The organism is Stenotrophomonas sp. PA-6-5C (assembly GCF_021605635.1).
GTDB classification, from domain to species: domain Bacteria; phylum Pseudomonadota; class Gammaproteobacteria; order Xanthomonadales; family Xanthomonadaceae; genus Stenotrophomonas; species Stenotrophomonas lactitubi.
In genome coordinates this window covers 1-16,103 of sequence record NZ_WKEE01000038.1, presented here as the reverse complement: position 1 = coordinate 16,103, position 16,103 = coordinate 1, and the positions used below count along the sequence as shown (strand labels likewise).

Below are 16,103 nucleotides of genomic sequence, written 5' to 3'. Positions count from 1 at the left end.
TCTCCTTCCAGCGAAGCGCCCCGGTTGAGGCCGGGGCGCGTGCCTTCGGCGCGGATCAAGCGGCCAGCGCCTCGGCGGGTTCATCCGCCATTGCCTCGGCATCCTCCGGGACGTCCTGCTCCGGGCCTGCCTCCTGCGCGGCATCCTGCGGGCCTGCGGCCTTGAAGATGGCGGGCATCCAGCCGGTGCCATCGGCCAGCCGTTCGGCCTCGCTGGCAATGTCGGCCTTCTTGAGCTTCGCCAGCCGGGTGACAGATTCCGGTGCAAACGCGCCCACGGCATCCAGAATCGCGGCCTTCGGAACGTGCTTGAAATAGCCTTCTGCGGTCGGCTGCCACCATGCGGCCATGTCGAGGCCCACGGCCTGCGCCAGTTCCTCGCCGGGTTGCTGCACCGTGGCGCGGGGTGTCACCACGTCCACCGTGGAAGCCACGCATACGGCCAGCAGCCGCACCAGTTCATCTTGCGACTTCGCCAGCAGCGCAGTGAATAGTTCGGCACCGTCCTCCGGCAAGGCTTCGCCCGCCACCTGTTGCAGTTCGCGCAGTGCCACGGCGGCGGGCGATTCCGGCCAGTCCGGGGCCATGCCTTCCAGCCGGTCTTGCACTTTCAGGCTCACGCCCAGCGGCAGGTCGTGGCCGTAGTGGCTACCCTGCAAGATGGTCTGCACCATGCCATGCACCACGGCAGTCAGCGCGGCTTGCGGGTGCCGGGCGACTTCGATTTGCAGCGCGGCTGTGCGGTGGGCGCTCAACCGCTGCGCCAGCCGGTCAGACATGGCGGCGATCCTGGGCTGTTCGTCGTCCTCGCCTTCGTCGTCGTTTCCGGCTTCGCCTTCGCCGCCGAAACCCTGCCGCAAGCGTTCCAGCGTGCGCAGCGCCTTGGCTTCGGCCTCACGCATTAAACCGCGATGAATCACGGTTTCGCCGTTGCGGTCGATGGTGACGATAGCCCCGGCTGCGGCCTTCACGTTCGGACTGTAGTCCTGCAAGCCATCTTCCAGCGCCTGCAATTGCTCGCCCACGGCTTCGCCTTCCTCTTGCAGCGCGTCGGCCTTGTCCTCGTCCTCGGCGTCCAGCGCGGCATCCACGGCTTCGGCCAGTTCGTGCAGCTTGGCTTGCAGCTTCTCGATACGTTGGGCCTCGCGCTTGATTGGCTCGCGTCGCTCCCTGGGCGCACGCTGGAAGGCGTGCAGGTCGGCATGGGTCATTCCCGGCGTGGCATCCACCCATGCCCAACCTTCGGCGCGAACATTGGCGGCAATGCCTGCCAGCCGGTCTTGCGCCAGCCCTTCCAGCAACGCGGCATCGGTCAGATACATACCTGCGTCACCGTCCGCGAACAGGTCACGGCGAATCCCGCCGCCTGCGACCTCGTAGGCGTCCAACCCGACGAAACGCACCAACGGATGCCGGTAGGCGTCGATTTCCCGTTCGGTCAGGCGCTCGCGCAAGTGCGAGGGGTGGCGCTGCCACTGCGGGGCATCGTAGAACGCGGCTTCCTGCGCAGTGTGGTCGTCAGTGATGGCAAGGGCCATCAACTGGTCAAGGCTCACAGCATCAGCGCGATAGTCGGCTATTAGGCGCGGGGAGACATTCGCCAGCTTCAAGCGGCGCTGCACTACCAGCGGCGTGACGGAAAAATCCGCCGCAATGTCCTCGATGGGCCGTCCTTCGGCCACCAGCGCCGCGAAGGCTTCAAACTGGTCTGCCGGGTGCATGGCCTCGCGCTGCACGTTCTCGGTGAGGCTGGCCGTGCGTGCGGTTCCATCGGCCACCAGCAGGCAAGGCACTTCCCATTCCTTGCTGATGCGATGCTTCTTCGCCAGCAGCTTCAAGGCGGCGAGGCGACGGCCACCGGCCACGACTTCGTAATGCTCGCCATCGGCGGATGCAATCACGATGAGGTTTTGCAGCAGGCCCACGCGCTGGATGCTCGCGGCAAGTTCGGGAATCGACATGCGCGGGGTCTTGCGCACGTTGCGGCCCGTGGGGCGCAGTACCAACCGTGACAGCGGAACCAGAATCAGGTTCTTGGTCGGGTCGGCGGCTTCCAGCGGGATAGCTGCGGCGGTATTGACGGCGCGGGCTTCGGTTTGGGTGATGGCGTTCATGGTGATAACTCCTTGCGGTTAGGAAATGCAGCAGCGAAAGAAGCGGCAAGGGCTGCTGCCTGCCCCTGCCGCGTGGGGAATCAGGCTTTCAACTGGCGCAGGCCATCGGCCAGCAGCCACAGGGCGCGGTTCAGGCGCACATCGGAATCAATGCCCTGCACGGGGCGGGTACGTTGGCGGCGTCCGTTGGCGCTGCGGCCATACAATCCGCCCTTGGTCAAGTTCTCCTGCGTGCGGTTGAACACGCTCCACAGGTCGGGCCGGCGGTCATCGAATCGGCGCGGCATCAGGATTTGCGATTCGGTGATGGGTGCAGGCTTGTCGGGGTCGTCGTACTTGAGCGACAGCGCAGCGCGGGCGAACACTTCGGCCTCGCCTTCGTCCAGCGTGATGCTGCGCATCAGGTCACGGGATTCCTTCACCCGCTCAAAGCCGCTCAACACCTCGAAAGCGCCTTCGATGACGTGCCCGGCCACGTCGCCTTTGTGGGGTACGCGCACATCCGCCACGGTGTCGCCGCACACAAGGCCATTGCTGCACACGAACCGGAACATCCCGGCCAGCATCTGATAGCTGCTGGTGCCGTCGTGCGAGTTCAGCAACACGATTTCATTGGCTTCCGCGCCGTTGATCTGGCTGGCGTGGCGCAGGCGAATCATGTGTTTGGTGTGCTCGCGGCGGCCTTCATCGCGCACGCGGGTCTGCGTCACCATAAAGGGTTGAAACCCCTCCTTGCGAAGCTCGGTCAGCACCGTGGCGGTGGGGATGTAGCTGTACCGCTCGGAACGGCTCTCGTGTGGGGCATCCGCGAAGATGGAGGGTGCCACCCTGCGAATCTGGTCATCGGACAGCGGGTAGTCGCTGCGCAGTGCCGGGGAATGGGAAGCGAAACGGGATGCGAGTTGCATGGTCTTTCTCCTGACGAAAAGGGTTTGCTGTTCAAACCGCACACCGGATTCCAAGATTCGGAGCCCAGCCTTTCGGCTGTTCGGTGCGGTTGGCACGAGGAACCCGGTTGGCCCTGTTGCCACCGTCTTTCCTGAGTTCATCGCCCGCGACGGTCAGAAGCGCGCGAACGGGTGCCGTCAAGGAGGCAAGCGCAGGGTTGGTGCGGCCCGCAGGCGAAGCCGAGGACACGGCCCTGCGTGCCTTGACGGCGCACGGGCGCGGGCTACAGTCGCGGACAAGGTGATGAAGTCAGGGAAGACGGCTGGACATGGCAACGGCCATCCCTCTGTGCCGAACCGCACGCAAGCGAAGCGCGCAGGCCCGAAGCTGGAAGCCGGGCCGGAGGCGTCAGCCGAGCGGAGCGAGGGAACGATGGAAGCCTGTCAGGGGCGAAACCCCGCAGGGGGTTCGATGCGCAGCACGACAGCGCGCCGGGACGCCATGAGGTTCTACGCGCTTACCACTTGCACAACTATTCAATAAATGTTGTATTATCGAACCATGAACGAAAATCAAGCTGTTTCCGCCCTCGGCGCCTTGGCCCATACCCAGCGGCTGCGCGTGTTCCGCGCCCTGGTCGTCGCCGGCCCCGAGGGGATGACGCCCAGCGTGCTGGCCGACCTGCTCGACGTGGCACGCAATTCCCTGTCCTTCCACTTGAAGGAATTGGCCCACGCTGGCCTCGTCACCATCGAGCAGCAAGGCCGCAACCTGATCTATCGCGCCGACTTCGCGCAGATGAACAACCTGCTCGGCTACATGACCGAACACTGCTGCCAGGGCGGCACATGCGAAGTCACGGAATCCTCCGCCACCTGTGCCTCCTGCTGAAAGGAACTATCCATGAAGCGCTTTCATGTCCATCTGCATGTCAATGACCTGCCCCGCAGCATCGGCTTTTATTCCCAACTCTTCGCCGCGCAACCCACGCGCGTCGAAAGTGATTACGCGAAGTGGATGCTCGAAGACCCGCCGGTGAACTTCGCCATTTCCACGCGCGGCAACAAGCCAGGCATCGACCACCTGGGTATCCAGACCGACGACGCTGAGGAACTGGCCGCCCTCAAGGCACGCGCGCAGGCCGCCGACATGGCGCTGCTCGATGAAGGCACTACAACCTGCTGCTACGCACGCAGCGAGAAGCACTGGATCACCGACCCACAAGGTGTGGCATGGGAGCACTTCCACACGCTGGGCAGCATCCCGGTCTTCCATGAGGTGGCCTCAGTCACGACACCGATCACCGCACCGGCTTGCTGTACAGCAAGCCCCCGTTCTTCCTGCTGTTGAGAAAGCACGCCATGACCACGGAGAGCACATACAACGCACTGTTCATCTGCACGGGCAATTCCGCACGTTCCATCCTCGCTGAAGGCATCCTCAACAAGCTGGGCCAAGGGCGCTTTCGGGCCTACTCGGCGGGCAGCCAGCCGAAGGGCGAAGTGCATCCGCTGGCGCTCGCCACGCTGGAGCGGCTGCACATGCCGACGACCGGCTACCGCAGCAAAAGCTGGGATGAGTTCGTAGCGCCGGGGGCGCCGGTGTTCGACTTCATCTTCACTGTCTGCGACAACGCAGCTGGTGAGGCTTGCCCGTTTTGGCCGGGCAAGCCGGTATCGGCGCACTGGGGCGTGCCCGATCCGGCAGCCGTCGAAGGCAGCGAAGAACAACGGCTCAAGGCGTTCAAGGATGCCGCGCTGACCCTGCGTCGCCGCATCGAGCTGTTTCTCTCGCTGCCACTGCAACGCCTGGACGCCATGTCGCTGCAACGCGAGTTGCGAAACATCGGCCAAGAGTGAAGAGCGTCACTTCATCAACAACCAGATTTGAAAGGACACCCCATGCCAAACATCCAGATTTTCGACCCGGCGCTGTGTTGCAGCACAGGCGTATGCGGCGTTGAAGTAGATCAAAACTTGGTGAACTTTGCCGCCGACGTGGATTGGGCCAAACAAAACGGTGCTCAGATCGAACGCTTCAACCTGGCACAACAGCCCCTTGCTTTCGCCGAAAACCCGACTGTGAAAGGCTTTCTGGAACGCTCGGGCCAAGAGGCGCTGCCCCTGGTTCTGGTCGATGGCGAGGTGGCCTTGGCCGGTCGCTATCCCAACCGCAGCGAATTGACCCGCTGGGCTGACATCGAGGCGCCCGAAACCTCCCCAACCCAAGGCGCTTGCTGCTCTGGCAACCGCTGCTGCTGAACGAGGAGATTTCATGCACTTTCTGACCCAGCCGCCTCGGTTCCTTTTCTTCACCGGCAAAGGAGGCGTCGGCAAGACCTCCATCGCCTGCGCAACGGCTGTGCAACTGGCGGCCCAAGACAAGCGCGTGCTCCTCGTCAGCACCGACCCAGCTTCCAACGTGGGGCAGGTTTTCGGCGAGCGCATCGGCAACCGCATCACGGCGATTGCCGCCGTGGCGAACCTGTGGGCACTGGAAATCGACCCACAGGCAGCGGCGCAAGCGTACCGTGACCGCATCGCTGGGCCTGTGCGGGGCGTGCTGCCCGACGAGGTGGTGCGCGGCATCGAAGAATCTCTGTCGGGCGCCTGCACCACGGAAATCGCCGCCTTCGACGAGTTCACGGCCTTGCTGACCGATACGGCGCTAACGCAGGATTACGAACATATCATTTTTGACACTGCCCCCACCGGCCACACCATCCGCCTGCTGCAACTGCCGGGCGCATGGAGCGGCTTCCTGGAAGAGGGCAAGGGCGATGCGTCGTGTCTGGGCCCTTTGGCGGGCCTGGAAAAACAACGCGCCCAATACAAGGACGCGGTCGCCGCCCTGGCCGACCCGCTGCGTACCCGCCTGGTGCTGGTGGCCCGCGCGCAGCGCCCCACACTGCGCGAGGCGGCACGCACCCATGAAGAACTGGCCGCCATTGGGCTGACACGCCAGCATCTGGTCATCAACGGCGTCTTCCCTGCTGGCGAGGCCGAAAACGATACGCTTGCCGCTGCCATCTACGAAAGAGAGCAGGCTACGCTGGCCGCCATTCCGCCGGCACTCCAGGCGTTGCCTCGGGATCAGATCGCGCTCAAGCCGTTCAACCTCGTCGGCCTCGATGCCCTGCGCCACCTGCTGGTCGATACCGACGCCAAGCATGACGCCGATGCCATCGAACTGCCCGACCAGATCAATGCGCCAGACTTGTCCGCCCTGGTCGATGAGATCGCCGTCGATGGGCACGGGCTGGTCATGGTGATGGGCAAGGGCGGCGTGGGCAAGACCACGCTGGCCGCCGCCATCGCCGTGGAGCTGGCGGGCCGGGGACTGCCCGTGCATCTGACCACCTCCGACCCGGCTGCGCACCTGGCCGATACGCTGGAAGCTTCGGTGCCCAATTTGGCACTCAGCCGCATCGACCCCCAGGAAGCCACGGCGCGCTACCGCCAGCATGTGATGGACACCAAGGGGGCGCAGCTCGATGCCGAAGGGCGCGCTCTGCTGGAAGAAGACCTGCGCTCGCCCTGCACCGAGGAAATCGCGGTGTTCCAGGCGTTCTCCCGCGCCATCCGCGAAGGGGGCAGGAAGTTCGTAGTGATGGACACCGCGCCCACGGGTCACACCTTGCTGCTGCTCGACGCCACTGGCGCATATCATCGCGACATCGCCCGGCAGATGGGCGAGACGGGCGTTCACTTCACGACGCCGATGATGCAGTTGCAAGACCCCAGGCAGACCAAGGTGCTCATCGTCACCCTGGCCGAAACCACGCCCGTGCTGGAAGCGGCCAATCTGCAAGACGACCTGCGCCGCGCGGGCATAGAACCGTGGGCCTGGGTCATCAACAACAGCGTGGCGGCCGCGCACCCACACTCCCCGCTGCTACGCCAGCGTGCACGCAACGAACTGCGGGAAATCGACGCCGTGGCCACACAACACGCCCGGCGCCATGCCGTGGTGCCGCTTCTGACCGAGGAACCGGTGGGGGTGGAGCATCTGCGGGCTTTGGCAAAAAGGAAAGCGTCATGAACCGCGCGCCCTCGCCCATAGGCGTGTTCGAGCGCTACCTGACGCTCTGGGTCGCGCTGTGCATTCTGGCCGGTTTGGCTCTGGGAAACCTGATGCCAGAGCTGTTCAGTGCATTGGCGGCCATCGAATACGCCTCGGTCAACCTCATCGTCGCCATACTCATTTGGGCCATGGTGTACCCGATGATGATCGCCATCGACCTAGGTTCGCTCAAAACCGTGGGTCGGCGACCGAAGGGGCTGGTGATCACGCTGGCAATCAACTGGCTGATCAAACCCTTCACCATGGCCGTGTTGGCGGTGCTGTTCTTTGAGTATCTGTTGGCTGACCTGATCAACCCGGACGATGCTCAGCAATACATCGCCGGTCTGATCTTGCTGGGCGCCGCGCCATGCACTGCCATGGTCTTCGTCTGGTCGCAGATGACCAAGGGCGACCCAAACTACACGTTGGTGCAGGTCTCAGTGAACGATCTGGTGATGGTGGTCGCGTTCGCCCCGATCGTCGCCTTGCTGCTGGGCGTGACCGAGATCGCCATCCCTTGGGAGACTTTGATGCTGTCGGTGGTGCTCTACATCGTGCTACCGCTGATCGCCGGCTGGTGGACGCGCAAGCGCCTAACTGCCCAGGGTGGTGAGGTGGCAGTCTCGGACTTCACCGCACGCATCAAGCCTATATCCATGCTCGGTCTGCTGCTTACCGTGGTGCTGCTGTTCGGTTTTCAAGGCCCGGTGATCCTGGCCCAGCCCACGCTGATTGCGCTGATTGCCTTGCCCATCCTCATCCAGTCCTACGCCATCTTCGCTTTGGGCTATGCCTGGGCCTGGGCGTGGCGCCTGCCGCACCCGATTGCCGCACCCTGCGCGCTGATCGGAACGTCCAACTTCTTCGAGCTGGCGGTGGCTGTGGCCATTGGCCTGTTTGGCCTGAACTCGGGCGCGGCGCTGGCCACCGTGGTCGGCGTACTGGTCGAGGTGCCGGTGATGCTGTCGCTGGTGGCCTTTGCCAACCGCACGCGCTCACGCTTCCCAGCGTCGTGATGGACTCCGCCAGCCTGGCATCGCTACTGCGGCTGGGCCGCCGATCGCGTCTCACACGAACCAGCACGTATTCCAACAGCCCCACCAACTCCTGAACCGAGGCAATGGCATGAGCCAGATCACCATCTATCACAACCCCGCTTGCGGCACATCGCGCAATGTGCTTGGCCTGATCCGCAACAGCGGCGAGGAGCCCGTGGTTATCGAATATCTGAAGACGCCACCCGACCGCGAAACGCTGCAACGCCTGATTGCCGCGATGGGCGTACCAGTGCGTGCGCTGCTGCGCGAGAAGGGCACGCCCTACGCCGAACTCGGCCTGGATGATCCCAAGTGGAGCGACGAGCAGTTGATCGACTTCATGCTCCAGCACCGCATCCTCATCAACCGACCCATCGTGGTCACGCCGCTGGGCACGCGCCTGTGTCGGCCGTCGGAAGCCGTGCTGGACATTCTTCCCCAGCCGCAGCGCGGCGCATTCAACAAGGAAGACGGCGAAGCCGTGGTGAATGCGGAAGGTCGTCGTGTCTGAATCCAGAATCGACCTACCCAATATCGACACCGCGCTGTTCCAGCAACCCGATGCCCAGCGGCTGATGGCGCCCGAGCGTGCCACCCACGCGCCGCGCTTCCTGTTGCTCTACGGATCTTTGCGCGAACGCTCGTTCAGCCGCCTGGCTGCCGAAGAAGCGGCGCGTATCCTGAGCGCGCTCGGAGGTGAGACACGGATGTTCAACCCCTCGGGCCTGCCGTTGGTGGATGACGCGCCTCACGATCACCCAAAGGTCAGGGAACTGCACGAACTGGTGCAATGGGCCGAAAGCATGGTGTGGAGTTCGCCCGAGCGCCACGGTGCCATGACCGGCTTGATGAAGACCCAAATCGACTGGATTCCGCTATCGGTCGGCGCCGTGCGCCCGACACAGGGCAAGACGCTGGCGGTGATGCAGGTGTCGGGTGGATCGCAGTCCTTCAACGCCGTTAACCAAATGCGCGTGTTGGGCCGCTGGATGCGGATGCTGACCGTCCCTAACCAGTCTTCGGTTGCCAAGGCATATCAGGAGTTCGATGAAGCGGGACGCATGAAGCCCTCGGCCTATTACGACCGCATCGTGGATGTGATGGAAGAGCTGATGAAGTTCACGCTGCTCACGCGCGACGTGGCGCCATATCTAGTAGATCGCTACAGCGAGCGCAAGGAAAGCGCCGAAGCCCTGAGCCGGCGCGTCAATCAAGCAGCGATCTGAGAACCGCCATCGCAGCAAAAAGGGGGCCGAAGCCCCTCGGTCAAATCAGGCCGCGTTCGGCGAAGGACGTGGTGCTGCCGCCCGCCACGACGATGTGATCCAGCGTGCGGACGTCCACCAACGCCAGCGCCTCCTTGAGTCGCTGGGTCAGCACCTTGTCGGCGCCGCTCGGCTCGGGATTACCGCTCGGGTGGTTGTGCGAAACGATAACCGCTGCCGCATTGAGCCGTAGCGCCTCCTTGACCAGTTCGCGCGGATACACCGATGCACTGTCGATGGTGCCTCGAAAAAGCTCGCTGTATTCGATCAGGCGATGCTGCGTATCCAGGAACAGCACTGCGAAGACTTCGTGCTCGAAACCAGCCAACTTGGCGCGCAGGTACTCCTTGACCGCCGCCGGCGAACTGAACGAGGCACCACGCTGCATCTTCTGCTCGATGGCCTGGCGCGCGGCCTCCAGAATCTGGTCGGTCGTCGCCAGCAGGTAGCGGCCTTGTGCATCGCGCACCATTAGCGTGGTCTCGAACGAGGAAAAGGATAGTTGCGACATGATCGTGCTCCGGTTGCTCGGGCGGAATTGCCCGGAACCGTCGCCAGCACGGCGCAGCGCAAGCAGTCAGGGGTCGCAAACGGCCGCCAGGACGCAAGCGCGCACAAGCGCGTGCCGCCCTTGACGGCGAGAACGCCGTGATACGGTGAAGGGAACAGCAAGACCGCCCACCCCCCGCCCACTGAACACAATTGTCTTTGGGCAAGCGGAGCGCGCAGGCCCGAGAGGGCCAGAGGCGTCAGGGGTCAAAGCCGAATGGCCGCGATTCGGCACGAAGCGCGGGGCGCAGCCCGCGAACCCGACGGCGGCACGCCGGGACGCCCGACTGCTTGGGACAGGACTACTCGTTGTCGGTCTTGCGCTGCTCGATCTGCAACTGCGCCCGCTGCGTTGCCTGTTGCAACCGCTCCACCAGCACGCCCCTCGGCGGCAAGGCGGTCAGGTACTCGGCGACGTGGATGCCCGACTTGTCCAGCTCCAGCAATTCGATCTGCTCGCGCTTTTTGCCGGTGCAAAGGATGATTCCCAGCGGCGAGGCTTCCTCCGGCTCCCGTTCGTGCTTGTCCAGCCAGCGAAGGTATAGCTCCATCTGACCTTTGAAAGCCGCCTTGAACTCGCCGACCTTCAACTCCACTGCCACCAGTCGCCGCAGCTTGCGGTTGTAGAACAGCAGGTCGAGGTGGAAATCCTCGTCGTCGATCGGGATGCGTTTCTGCCGGGCCACGAAGCTGAAACCCGCGCCCAGCTCCAACAAGAACGACTCCATTTCACGAATGATCGCGGCTTCGAGGTCGCCTTCCTGCCAAGTGTCGCGCAGGCCCAGGAAATCGAGGATGTACGGGTCGCGCATGACCAGGGCGGGCGACATGCGCTGCGCATCGCGCATCGTCGCCAGCTCCTGCGCGATCGTCTCGCCCGGCTTCTTGGACAGTGCCGTGCGCTCGTACAGCATCGAGTCGATGCGCTCGCGCAGCGTCCGCACGCTCCAGCGTTCGGCGCTCGCCATCTGCGCGTAATAGTCCCGCTGGAGCGGGTCTTTCAGCGGGATCAGGGCGATGAAGTGCGTCCAGCTCAATTCTCGTATCAGTGATACGAGAATCTGCTCGTCGGGGAAGGTGGCTGCGAACTGCACCATGCGGCGCAGGTTCTGCTCGGCAAAGCTGTTGCCGTACTCCTTCACCAACTGCGCCGCCAGGGTAGGCAGGACTTCCTTGCCATAAGCACCCCGGCGCCCGTCCAAGACCTGCGTATGGATGCGCTGGCCGATGCGCCAGTAGAGCATCGTCAGCTCGCTATTCACCGTCGAGGCGGCGTGCTTACGCGCCGCCTCGATCAGTGCCCGAATATCGCCCAGCAGCGCCGACGGCGCTGCGGGCGATGCCACAGATGACCGTCGCCTGGTCATGCTGTCGCCTCCGTAGGAGGCTGCTTGGCGCCGGTAATCGCCTTGCGCCGGTTCGCCACCAGTTCGGCCGCCTCGCGCACTGGATCGTCCTCGGTGTGGACATAGCGCATGAACATCACGACGGTCTTGTGCGCCGTCAGCGCCATGCCGACCTTGACCGGGATACCTGAATTGGCAATGTCGGTCGCAGAGCGATGGCGGATGCCATGCGTCCCCACGTGCGTCGCACCCGCCGCCTTGAGCACGCGGCACCAGCCGCCGTAATATTCGCCTGTGGTCAGGTGCTGCGCCGGATGGCGTGGCGACGGCAGCACATAGGGATTGCCTTCCTGTCTCGGTGCCGTCGAAAGCAGCCGGTAGGCTTCCTCGCTCATGGGCTTGGACATGCCGCCGGTCTTGCTGTCGGGCCAGACGACGCGCCGATTCTCCAGATCGACCCATTCCCATTCGAGCGTGACGATTTCGGAGCGGCGGGCGGCGAACTCGAATTGCAGGCGAATCGCCAGAGGGATGACGTAGTTCTCAAGCCCTTCGACCTCGATCTTGTCGAGCTGCCGGAACAGCTTGCCCATGTCGTCGTCGCTGATGAGATGGGTGGACTTGCCAGCAGGGAACATCGGGACATGGCGGCAAGGATTGGTGCCGTCTGGCCGATATCCCCACACCTCCGCCATGTTGAACATCTTGCGCAGGATGCTGAACGCCTTGTTCGCCTCGGTCTGCTTGTATGAAAGTTTCTCCATCAGCCCGGCAACGTCCGGCCGCTTCACGTCGTGAACCTTCTTGCGGCCCAGCAGCGGGATGATGCAGCGGTCGATGACACCTTGATAGCCGACTCGGGTGCTGGGCTTGTTGCGCTTCTTGGAGTAGTCCTCCATGAACTTCTTGCACAATTCCTCAACGGTGGGTGCCTGGCGTGCCTCGGCCTTGTCCGCTGCCGGATCGCCGCCCCGGCGCACCTGGGCCAGCCATTCCTGCGCCAGCGAGCGGGCCTGTTCAACGGTCAGCTCGCCGAACAGGCCCAGGGCCGGCTTGCGTCGCTCGCCGGCGTTCGTTCGGTACTGGAGCATGAACACCTTGCGACCGGCCGGCGTAATCTTGCACAGGAAGCCGGGAACAAGGGTATCGCGCAGCTCGATGGCTTGCGCTTGGGGTTGTGCCGCATCTACTGCGGACTTGGTGAGCTTGATCTTAGCCATGATGACTCCTCGGAAAGACCCGATTCCCAGGAGCCTCGTAGGAGCCAGTAGAAGGGAAGCCGGGTCAAGTTTCAGAAAGCACCGGCATATGTTGAACTCGCCTAAGCCATTGATAAACCTGCTGTATATGGCTGTGGCGTAGTCCAGCAAAGTGCGGTACTGGAGTCATCCTGAAATAAAAAAACCCCCTCCCCGCTGGGCAGTCGGGGAAGGGGTCTCAGGGTACGGCTATCGGGAAGTACTTAGATCAGCGGTGCCGGCGTTGCCGGAAGGGCCACCGGGGCGGCCTTCTTCTTGCGGGCGGCCGGCTTGCGCTTGGCAACCTTCTTGGCAGCCTTCTTCGGGGCAGCCTTCTTGGTGGCCTTCTTCGCAGTCTTCTTCACCGCCTTCTTGGCGGTCTTCTTTACCGCCTTCTTCACTGCCTTCTTGGCGACCTTCTTGGCCGGCTTGCGGGCAGTGGTCTTCTTGGCGGCTTTCTTGGCAGTCTTCTTGGTGGCCTTCTTGGCTACCTTCTTGACGGCCTTCTTCGCGGTCTTCTTTACGGCCTTCTTGGCAGCGGACTTCTTGGCTACCTTCTTCGCAGCCTTCTTCACTGTCTTCTTCGCCGTGGCCTTCTTGGCGACCTTCTTGGCAGCCTTCTTCACTGCCTTCTTGGCGGTCGCCTTCTTCGCGACCTTCTTCACTGCCTTCTTGGCAGCGGCCTTCTTGGCGACTTTCTTCACCGCTTTCTTGGCGGCGGGCTTTTTCTTCGCAGCTTTCTTGGTTGCCATGGTGATGGCTCCTCGTCAGTGATAGGGAGTTGAAACGCCCAGGTGGATCAAACCCGCCCATGCTGCGTGCGGGGACCGCCGGCGCGTCAGGCGCGCCGTTACGGATGCGGTGATGCCCGCCACGATCGGCGGAGCAGGCATCGGAACAGGGGTCGCCTTGCATTTCTCCGGGGGAAGCGGGGCCATGTCCACCGTCTTGAGGATCGCGGTGGTCTTCGAGGGGCTGCTTCGCATCGGACGATTGATTCTTCGCACTCGGTTTGGCAGGCAAGGTCTGCTGAGGCGAAACCTAATCACGGTTTTTTTTACTGTCAACAACCCCCGCGAAAAATTTTCACATCCGCCGCGTCCCGGGAGCCCTTCCCGCGCCTGCCGATGCTCCTCCGCGAGCGCCGTCAAACACGGCATCGCGCATCGTCGCTGCCATCGGCTGCGTACGAACAGCGAAGAAAAAACACTTGAAACAAGCACTCTGCGTCATGTAGAGGTCTGGAGTGGAACGCCACACGGCGACGTGGTCGTGCACGGCGATGCACTCGCCAACGCCAGCACAACGGACCTGCAACAAGGCCAAAAACTTTTCACATCCGGGCGCGCCGCCGCGGGGGTGGAAACGCGGATTTGCGCAAAACTGCGCACGCCTTTTGGCCGCGCTCAACTCCGGCTGATGCCATGGCGATGGCATGCGGCAAACCGGCCGGCATAAGTTCGACGCGTCCTCCAAAACGAAAACGGCCACCCGACGGTGGCCGTTTTCGTACCGGGGAAACGACGACTCAGTGCTCTTCGTCTTCCAGGCCTTCGGCGTACGCGTCCGGGTCCAGCAGCTCGTTGAGCTCTTCGCTGTTGGACACTTCGACCACGAACATCCAGCCGTCGCCGTAGGCGTCTTCGTTGATGGTTTCCGGCTTGTCGGCCAGCGCCGAGTTGACCTCGACGATGGTGCCGCTGATCGGGCTGTAGACGTCGGAGGCGGCCTTCACCGACTCGACGACCGCGATCTGCTCGTTGGCCTTGGCAGTCGTGCCGACTTCCGGCAGCTCGACGTAGACCAGGTCACCCAGCAGGCCCTGAGCGTGGTCGGAAATACCGACGGTCACGCGGCCATTGCCTTCGACACGGGCCCACTCATGGGACTTGAGGAACTTGAGGTCGCCGGGGATCTCGCTCATGGGACTGCTCCAGAGATATGCAGGGGGTGGAAAAAACGGGGCTAGTGTAACCAACCGGCCGCCACTGCTGGCAGTGACGACCGGCACGTTTGGATCACGCGTCGGCCAGCACGCCGGGCTGGGCCTGGCCTTCGCGCACGAACGGGAATTTGACCACCCGCACCGGCACCTGGCGGCCGCGGATGTCGACGGTGACCTGGCCGAGTTCACCGGCCGGTACGCGCGCGAATGCGATGCCCTTGGCCAGGGTCGGCGAGAAGGTGCCGGACAGGATCTCGCCCTGGCCGCCGGCCGTGGTGACCGCCTGGCCATGGCGCAGCACGCCCTTCTCATCCATCACCAGGCCGATCATCTGACGTGCGTTGCCGGCCGCCTTCTGCGCCTCCAGCACGTCGCGACCGATGAAGTCGCGACCTTCGTCCAGCGACACCGTCCAGGCCAGCGCCGCTTCGTAGGGGCTGATCGCTTCGTCCATGTCCTGGCCGTACAGATTCATGCCGGCTTCCAGGCGCAGGGTGTCGCGCGCGCCGAGGCCGGCCGGCTTCACGCCAGCAGCAAGCAGGCGGTTCCAGAACGCGACCACGGCATCCTGCGGCAGCAGGATCTCGAAACCGTCTTCGCCGGTGTAGCCGGTGCGGGCGACGAACAGTTCAACGCCGTCGTCGGACTGCACCTGCAGCGCGGCGAAGCGGCCGAGCTTGCCCAGCGACTCACGGTCGGCGTCGCGGGCCAGGCCGATGACGATGTCGCGCGCCTGCGGACCCTGCACGGCGAGGATCGCCAGGTCCGGACGCTGCTCGACCGAGACGTTGAACGGCGCCGCCTGCTCGCGCAGCCACGCCAGATCCTTCTCGCGGGTGGAGGCATTGACCACCATGCGGAAGAAGTCTTCGCCCAGGTAATAGACGATCAGGTCGTCGATGACGCCCCCCTGCGGATTCAGCATGCACGAGTACAACGCCTTGCCGGTGGCCTTGAGCTTGTCGACCGAGTTGGCCAGCAGGCGGCGCAGGAACGGCTTGACCTGGTCGCCGCGCAGGTCGACCACGGTCATGTGGCTGACGTCGAACACGCCCGACTCACGACGCACCAGGTGGTGCTCGTCCAGCTGCGAGCCGTAGTGGATGGGCATGTCCCAACCCCCGAAATCGACCATCTTGGCGCCAAGGGCGCGGTGGGTATCGTTGAGCAGCGTCTTCTGGGTCATGACCGGGTCCGGCAGCAGAGGAAACAAGAACGCGCATTATCCCAGATCGGTCGGCCGCAGGTCGCGCCGCAGCGCAGCGGGGGATGTTGGCCGGCCTGCGGCCGGCGGACGCTTTCTACTAGCCAGGAACGGCAACGGCCAAAGCGCATCGGCTCGGCGACGTCTGTGGGGTGGTGGGGCGATGTAGGGTTGCGGGACACGCCGCAAGTACGTCCCTGTAGGCTCGTAGGCGCCATCCATGGCGCCTGCGGTCCCTCCACCCCACACCGCCCCACCCCGACAGGTTCCCGGTGACGGGACGGAAGGCAAGAGCGGCTGTGGATGTCGATACATATAAGGAGAGGGGTGGGATTTCTTTTCCTGCGGAAAAGAAATCCCACCCCTCCCATGACCCGCGAGCGCAGCGACCCGCTTCTGCTTTGCTCTTATTTTCTTTTCCGTGGGTGGACGCCACCGGAAACTGTCAGAGGT

Annotated in this window: 17 protein-coding genes; 9 read left to right on the top strand and 8 right to left on the bottom strand. The window is 63.7% G+C overall.

Annotated elements, in window-relative coordinates; genetic code table 11:
• Nucleotides 1-55: 55 nt before the first annotated feature.
• Nucleotides 56-2,113, bottom strand: coding sequence for a ParB/RepB/Spo0J family partition protein (locus GIW57_RS15865; protein WP_034067294.1), 2,058 nt, complete (start codon nt 2,111-2,113; stop codon nt 56-58).
• A gap of 80 nt (nt 2,114-2,193) precedes the next feature.
• Nucleotides 2,194-3,021: a DUF932 domain-containing protein gene (locus tag GIW57_RS15860; protein WP_169898564.1), complete on the bottom strand. Its 828-nt coding sequence runs from the start codon at nt 3,019-3,021 to the stop codon at nt 2,194-2,196.
• A gap of 541 nt (nt 3,022-3,562) precedes the next feature.
• Here GIW57_RS15860 and GIW57_RS15855 point away from each other — a divergent pair.
• The 8 genes from GIW57_RS15855 to arsH all read left to right on the top strand — a co-directional run bounded on the left by GIW57_RS15855 (nt 3,563) and on the right by arsH (nt 9,329).
• The gene (locus GIW57_RS15855; protein ID WP_037039069.1) at nt 3,563-3,892 is read left to right on the top strand and encodes a helix-turn-helix domain-containing protein; all 330 of its coding nucleotides are present in this window, start codon (nt 3,563-3,565) and stop codon (nt 3,890-3,892) included.
• 12 nt (nt 3,893-3,904) lie between these two features.
• Nucleotides 3,905-4,351, top strand: a complete 447-nt coding sequence (locus tag GIW57_RS15850; RefSeq protein WP_169898562.1) for an ArsI/CadI family heavy metal resistance metalloenzyme — start codon at nt 3,905-3,907, stop codon at nt 4,349-4,351.
• Between the two features lie 11 nt (nt 4,352-4,362).
• Nucleotides 4,363-4,860 (top strand): arsenate reductase ArsC, encoded by a 498-nt coding sequence (locus GIW57_RS15845; RefSeq protein WP_169898560.1) that lies wholly within the window; start codon nt 4,363-4,365, stop codon nt 4,858-4,860.
• Between the two features lie 42 nt (nt 4,861-4,902).
• The gene (arsD, locus tag GIW57_RS15840) at nt 4,903-5,262 is read left to right on the top strand and encodes an arsenite efflux transporter metallochaperone ArsD (RefSeq protein ID WP_169898558.1); all 360 of its coding nucleotides are present in this window, start codon (nt 4,903-4,905) and stop codon (nt 5,260-5,262) included.
• Between the two features lie 13 nt (nt 5,263-5,275).
• Nucleotides 5,276-7,042, top strand: coding sequence for an arsenical pump-driving ATPase (arsA, locus tag GIW57_RS15835; RefSeq protein WP_169898556.1), 1,767 nt, complete (start codon nt 5,276-5,278; stop codon nt 7,040-7,042).
• Nucleotides 7,039-8,082, top strand: coding sequence for an ACR3 family arsenite efflux transporter (arsB, locus tag GIW57_RS15830; RefSeq protein ID WP_169898554.1), 1,044 nt, complete (start codon nt 7,039-7,041; stop codon nt 8,080-8,082). The genes arsA and arsB overlap by 4 nt, the downstream gene beginning before the upstream one ends.
• Before the next feature lie 109 nt (nt 8,083-8,191).
• Entirely contained in the window at nt 8,192-8,614 is a 423-nt protein-coding gene (gene arsC, locus GIW57_RS15825) for an arsenate reductase (glutaredoxin) (protein ID WP_169898552.1), read from the top strand.
• Complete coding sequence (arsH, locus tag GIW57_RS15820; protein ID WP_031668144.1) at nt 8,607-9,329, top strand: arsenical resistance protein ArsH; 723 nt, start codon at nt 8,607-8,609, stop codon at nt 9,327-9,329. The genes arsC and arsH overlap by 8 nt, the downstream gene beginning before the upstream one ends.
• A gap of 40 nt (nt 9,330-9,369) precedes the next feature.
• Here the strand turns inward: arsH and radC are convergent, their stop codons facing one another.
• The 4 genes from radC to GIW57_RS15800 all read right to left on the bottom strand — a co-directional run bounded on the left by radC (nt 9,370) and on the right by GIW57_RS15800 (nt 13,253).
• On the bottom strand, nt 9,370-9,879 hold the full coding sequence (radC, locus tag GIW57_RS15815; RefSeq protein WP_169898548.1) for a DNA repair protein RadC: 510 nt from the start codon (nt 9,877-9,879) through the stop codon (nt 9,370-9,372).
• 340 nt (nt 9,880-10,219) lie between these two features.
• Complete coding sequence (locus tag GIW57_RS15810; RefSeq protein WP_169898546.1) at nt 10,220-11,284, bottom strand: PDDEXK nuclease domain-containing protein; 1,065 nt, start codon at nt 11,282-11,284, stop codon at nt 10,220-10,222.
• Nucleotides 11,281-12,483, bottom strand: a complete 1,203-nt coding sequence (locus tag GIW57_RS15805) for a site-specific integrase (RefSeq protein WP_169898544.1) — start codon at nt 12,481-12,483, stop codon at nt 11,281-11,283. Before GIW57_RS15805 ends, GIW57_RS15810 begins: the two co-directional genes overlap by 4 nt.
• A gap of 242 nt (nt 12,484-12,725) precedes the next feature.
• Entirely contained in the window at nt 12,726-13,253 is a 528-nt protein-coding gene (locus GIW57_RS15800; RefSeq protein WP_100460080.1) for a histone, read from the bottom strand.
• Nucleotides 13,254-13,437: 184 nt separating this feature from the next.
• On the opposite strand from GIW57_RS15800, the gene GIW57_RS15795 reads away from it, so the two are divergent.
• Nucleotides 13,438-13,959, top strand: coding sequence for a hypothetical protein (locus GIW57_RS15795; protein ID WP_236511914.1), 522 nt, complete (start codon nt 13,438-13,440; stop codon nt 13,957-13,959).
• 70 nt (nt 13,960-14,029) lie between these two features.
• Here GIW57_RS15795 and gcvH read toward each other — a convergent pair whose 3' ends face one another.
• The gene (gene gcvH / locus GIW57_RS15790) at nt 14,030-14,425 is read right to left on the bottom strand and encodes a glycine cleavage system protein GcvH (RefSeq protein WP_089236509.1); all 396 of its coding nucleotides are present in this window, start codon (nt 14,423-14,425) and stop codon (nt 14,030-14,032) included.
• Nucleotides 14,426-14,519: 94 nt separating this feature from the next.
• Entirely contained in the window at nt 14,520-15,632 is a 1,113-nt protein-coding gene (gcvT, locus tag GIW57_RS15785; protein ID WP_236511912.1) for a glycine cleavage system aminomethyltransferase GcvT, read from the bottom strand.
• Nucleotides 15,633-16,103 lie beyond the last annotated feature (471 nt).

Bases quoted from the DNA above. Each gene is read 5' to 3' on its own strand.
- GIW57_RS15800 (WP_100460080.1), bottom strand. From the start codon at position 13,253: ATGGCAACCAAGAAAGCTGCGAAGAAAAAGCCCGCCGCCAAGAAAGCG.
- GIW57_RS15855 (WP_037039069.1), top strand. From the start codon at position 3,563: ATGAACGAAAATCAAGCTGTTTCCGCCCTCGGCGCCTTGGCCCATACC.
- gcvT (WP_236511912.1), bottom strand. From the start codon at position 15,632: ATGACCCAGAAGACGCTGCTCAACGATACCCACCGCGCCCTTGGCGCC.
- radC (WP_169898548.1), bottom strand. From the start codon at position 9,879: ATGTCGCAACTATCCTTTTCCTCGTTCGAGACCACGCTAATGGTGCGC.
- arsA (WP_169898556.1), top strand. From the start codon at position 5,276: ATGCACTTTCTGACCCAGCCGCCTCGGTTCCTTTTCTTCACCGGCAAA.
- GIW57_RS15795 (WP_236511914.1), top strand. From the start codon at position 13,438: ATGTCCACCGTCTTGAGGATCGCGGTGGTCTTCGAGGGGCTGCTTCGC.
- arsB (WP_169898554.1), top strand. From the start codon at position 7,039: ATGAACCGCGCGCCCTCGCCCATAGGCGTGTTCGAGCGCTACCTGACG.
- arsC (WP_169898552.1), top strand. From the start codon at position 8,192: ATGAGCCAGATCACCATCTATCACAACCCCGCTTGCGGCACATCGCGC.
- arsD (WP_169898558.1), top strand. From the start codon at position 4,903: ATGCCAAACATCCAGATTTTCGACCCGGCGCTGTGTTGCAGCACAGGC.
- GIW57_RS15850 (WP_169898562.1), top strand. From the start codon at position 3,905: ATGAAGCGCTTTCATGTCCATCTGCATGTCAATGACCTGCCCCGCAGC.
- GIW57_RS15845 (WP_169898560.1), top strand. From the start codon at position 4,363: ATGACCACGGAGAGCACATACAACGCACTGTTCATCTGCACGGGCAAT.
- GIW57_RS15860 (WP_169898564.1), bottom strand. From the start codon at position 3,021: ATGCAACTCGCATCCCGTTTCGCTTCCCATTCCCCGGCACTGCGCAGC.
- GIW57_RS15805 (WP_169898544.1), bottom strand. From the start codon at position 12,483: ATGGCTAAGATCAAGCTCACCAAGTCCGCAGTAGATGCGGCACAACCC.
- GIW57_RS15810 (WP_169898546.1), bottom strand. From the start codon at position 11,284: ATGACCAGGCGACGGTCATCTGTGGCATCGCCCGCAGCGCCGTCGGCG.
- GIW57_RS15865 (WP_034067294.1), bottom strand. From the start codon at position 2,113: ATGAACGCCATCACCCAAACCGAAGCCCGCGCCGTCAATACCGCCGCA.
- gcvH (WP_089236509.1), bottom strand. From the start codon at position 14,425: ATGAGCGAGATCCCCGGCGACCTCAAGTTCCTCAAGTCCCATGAGTGG.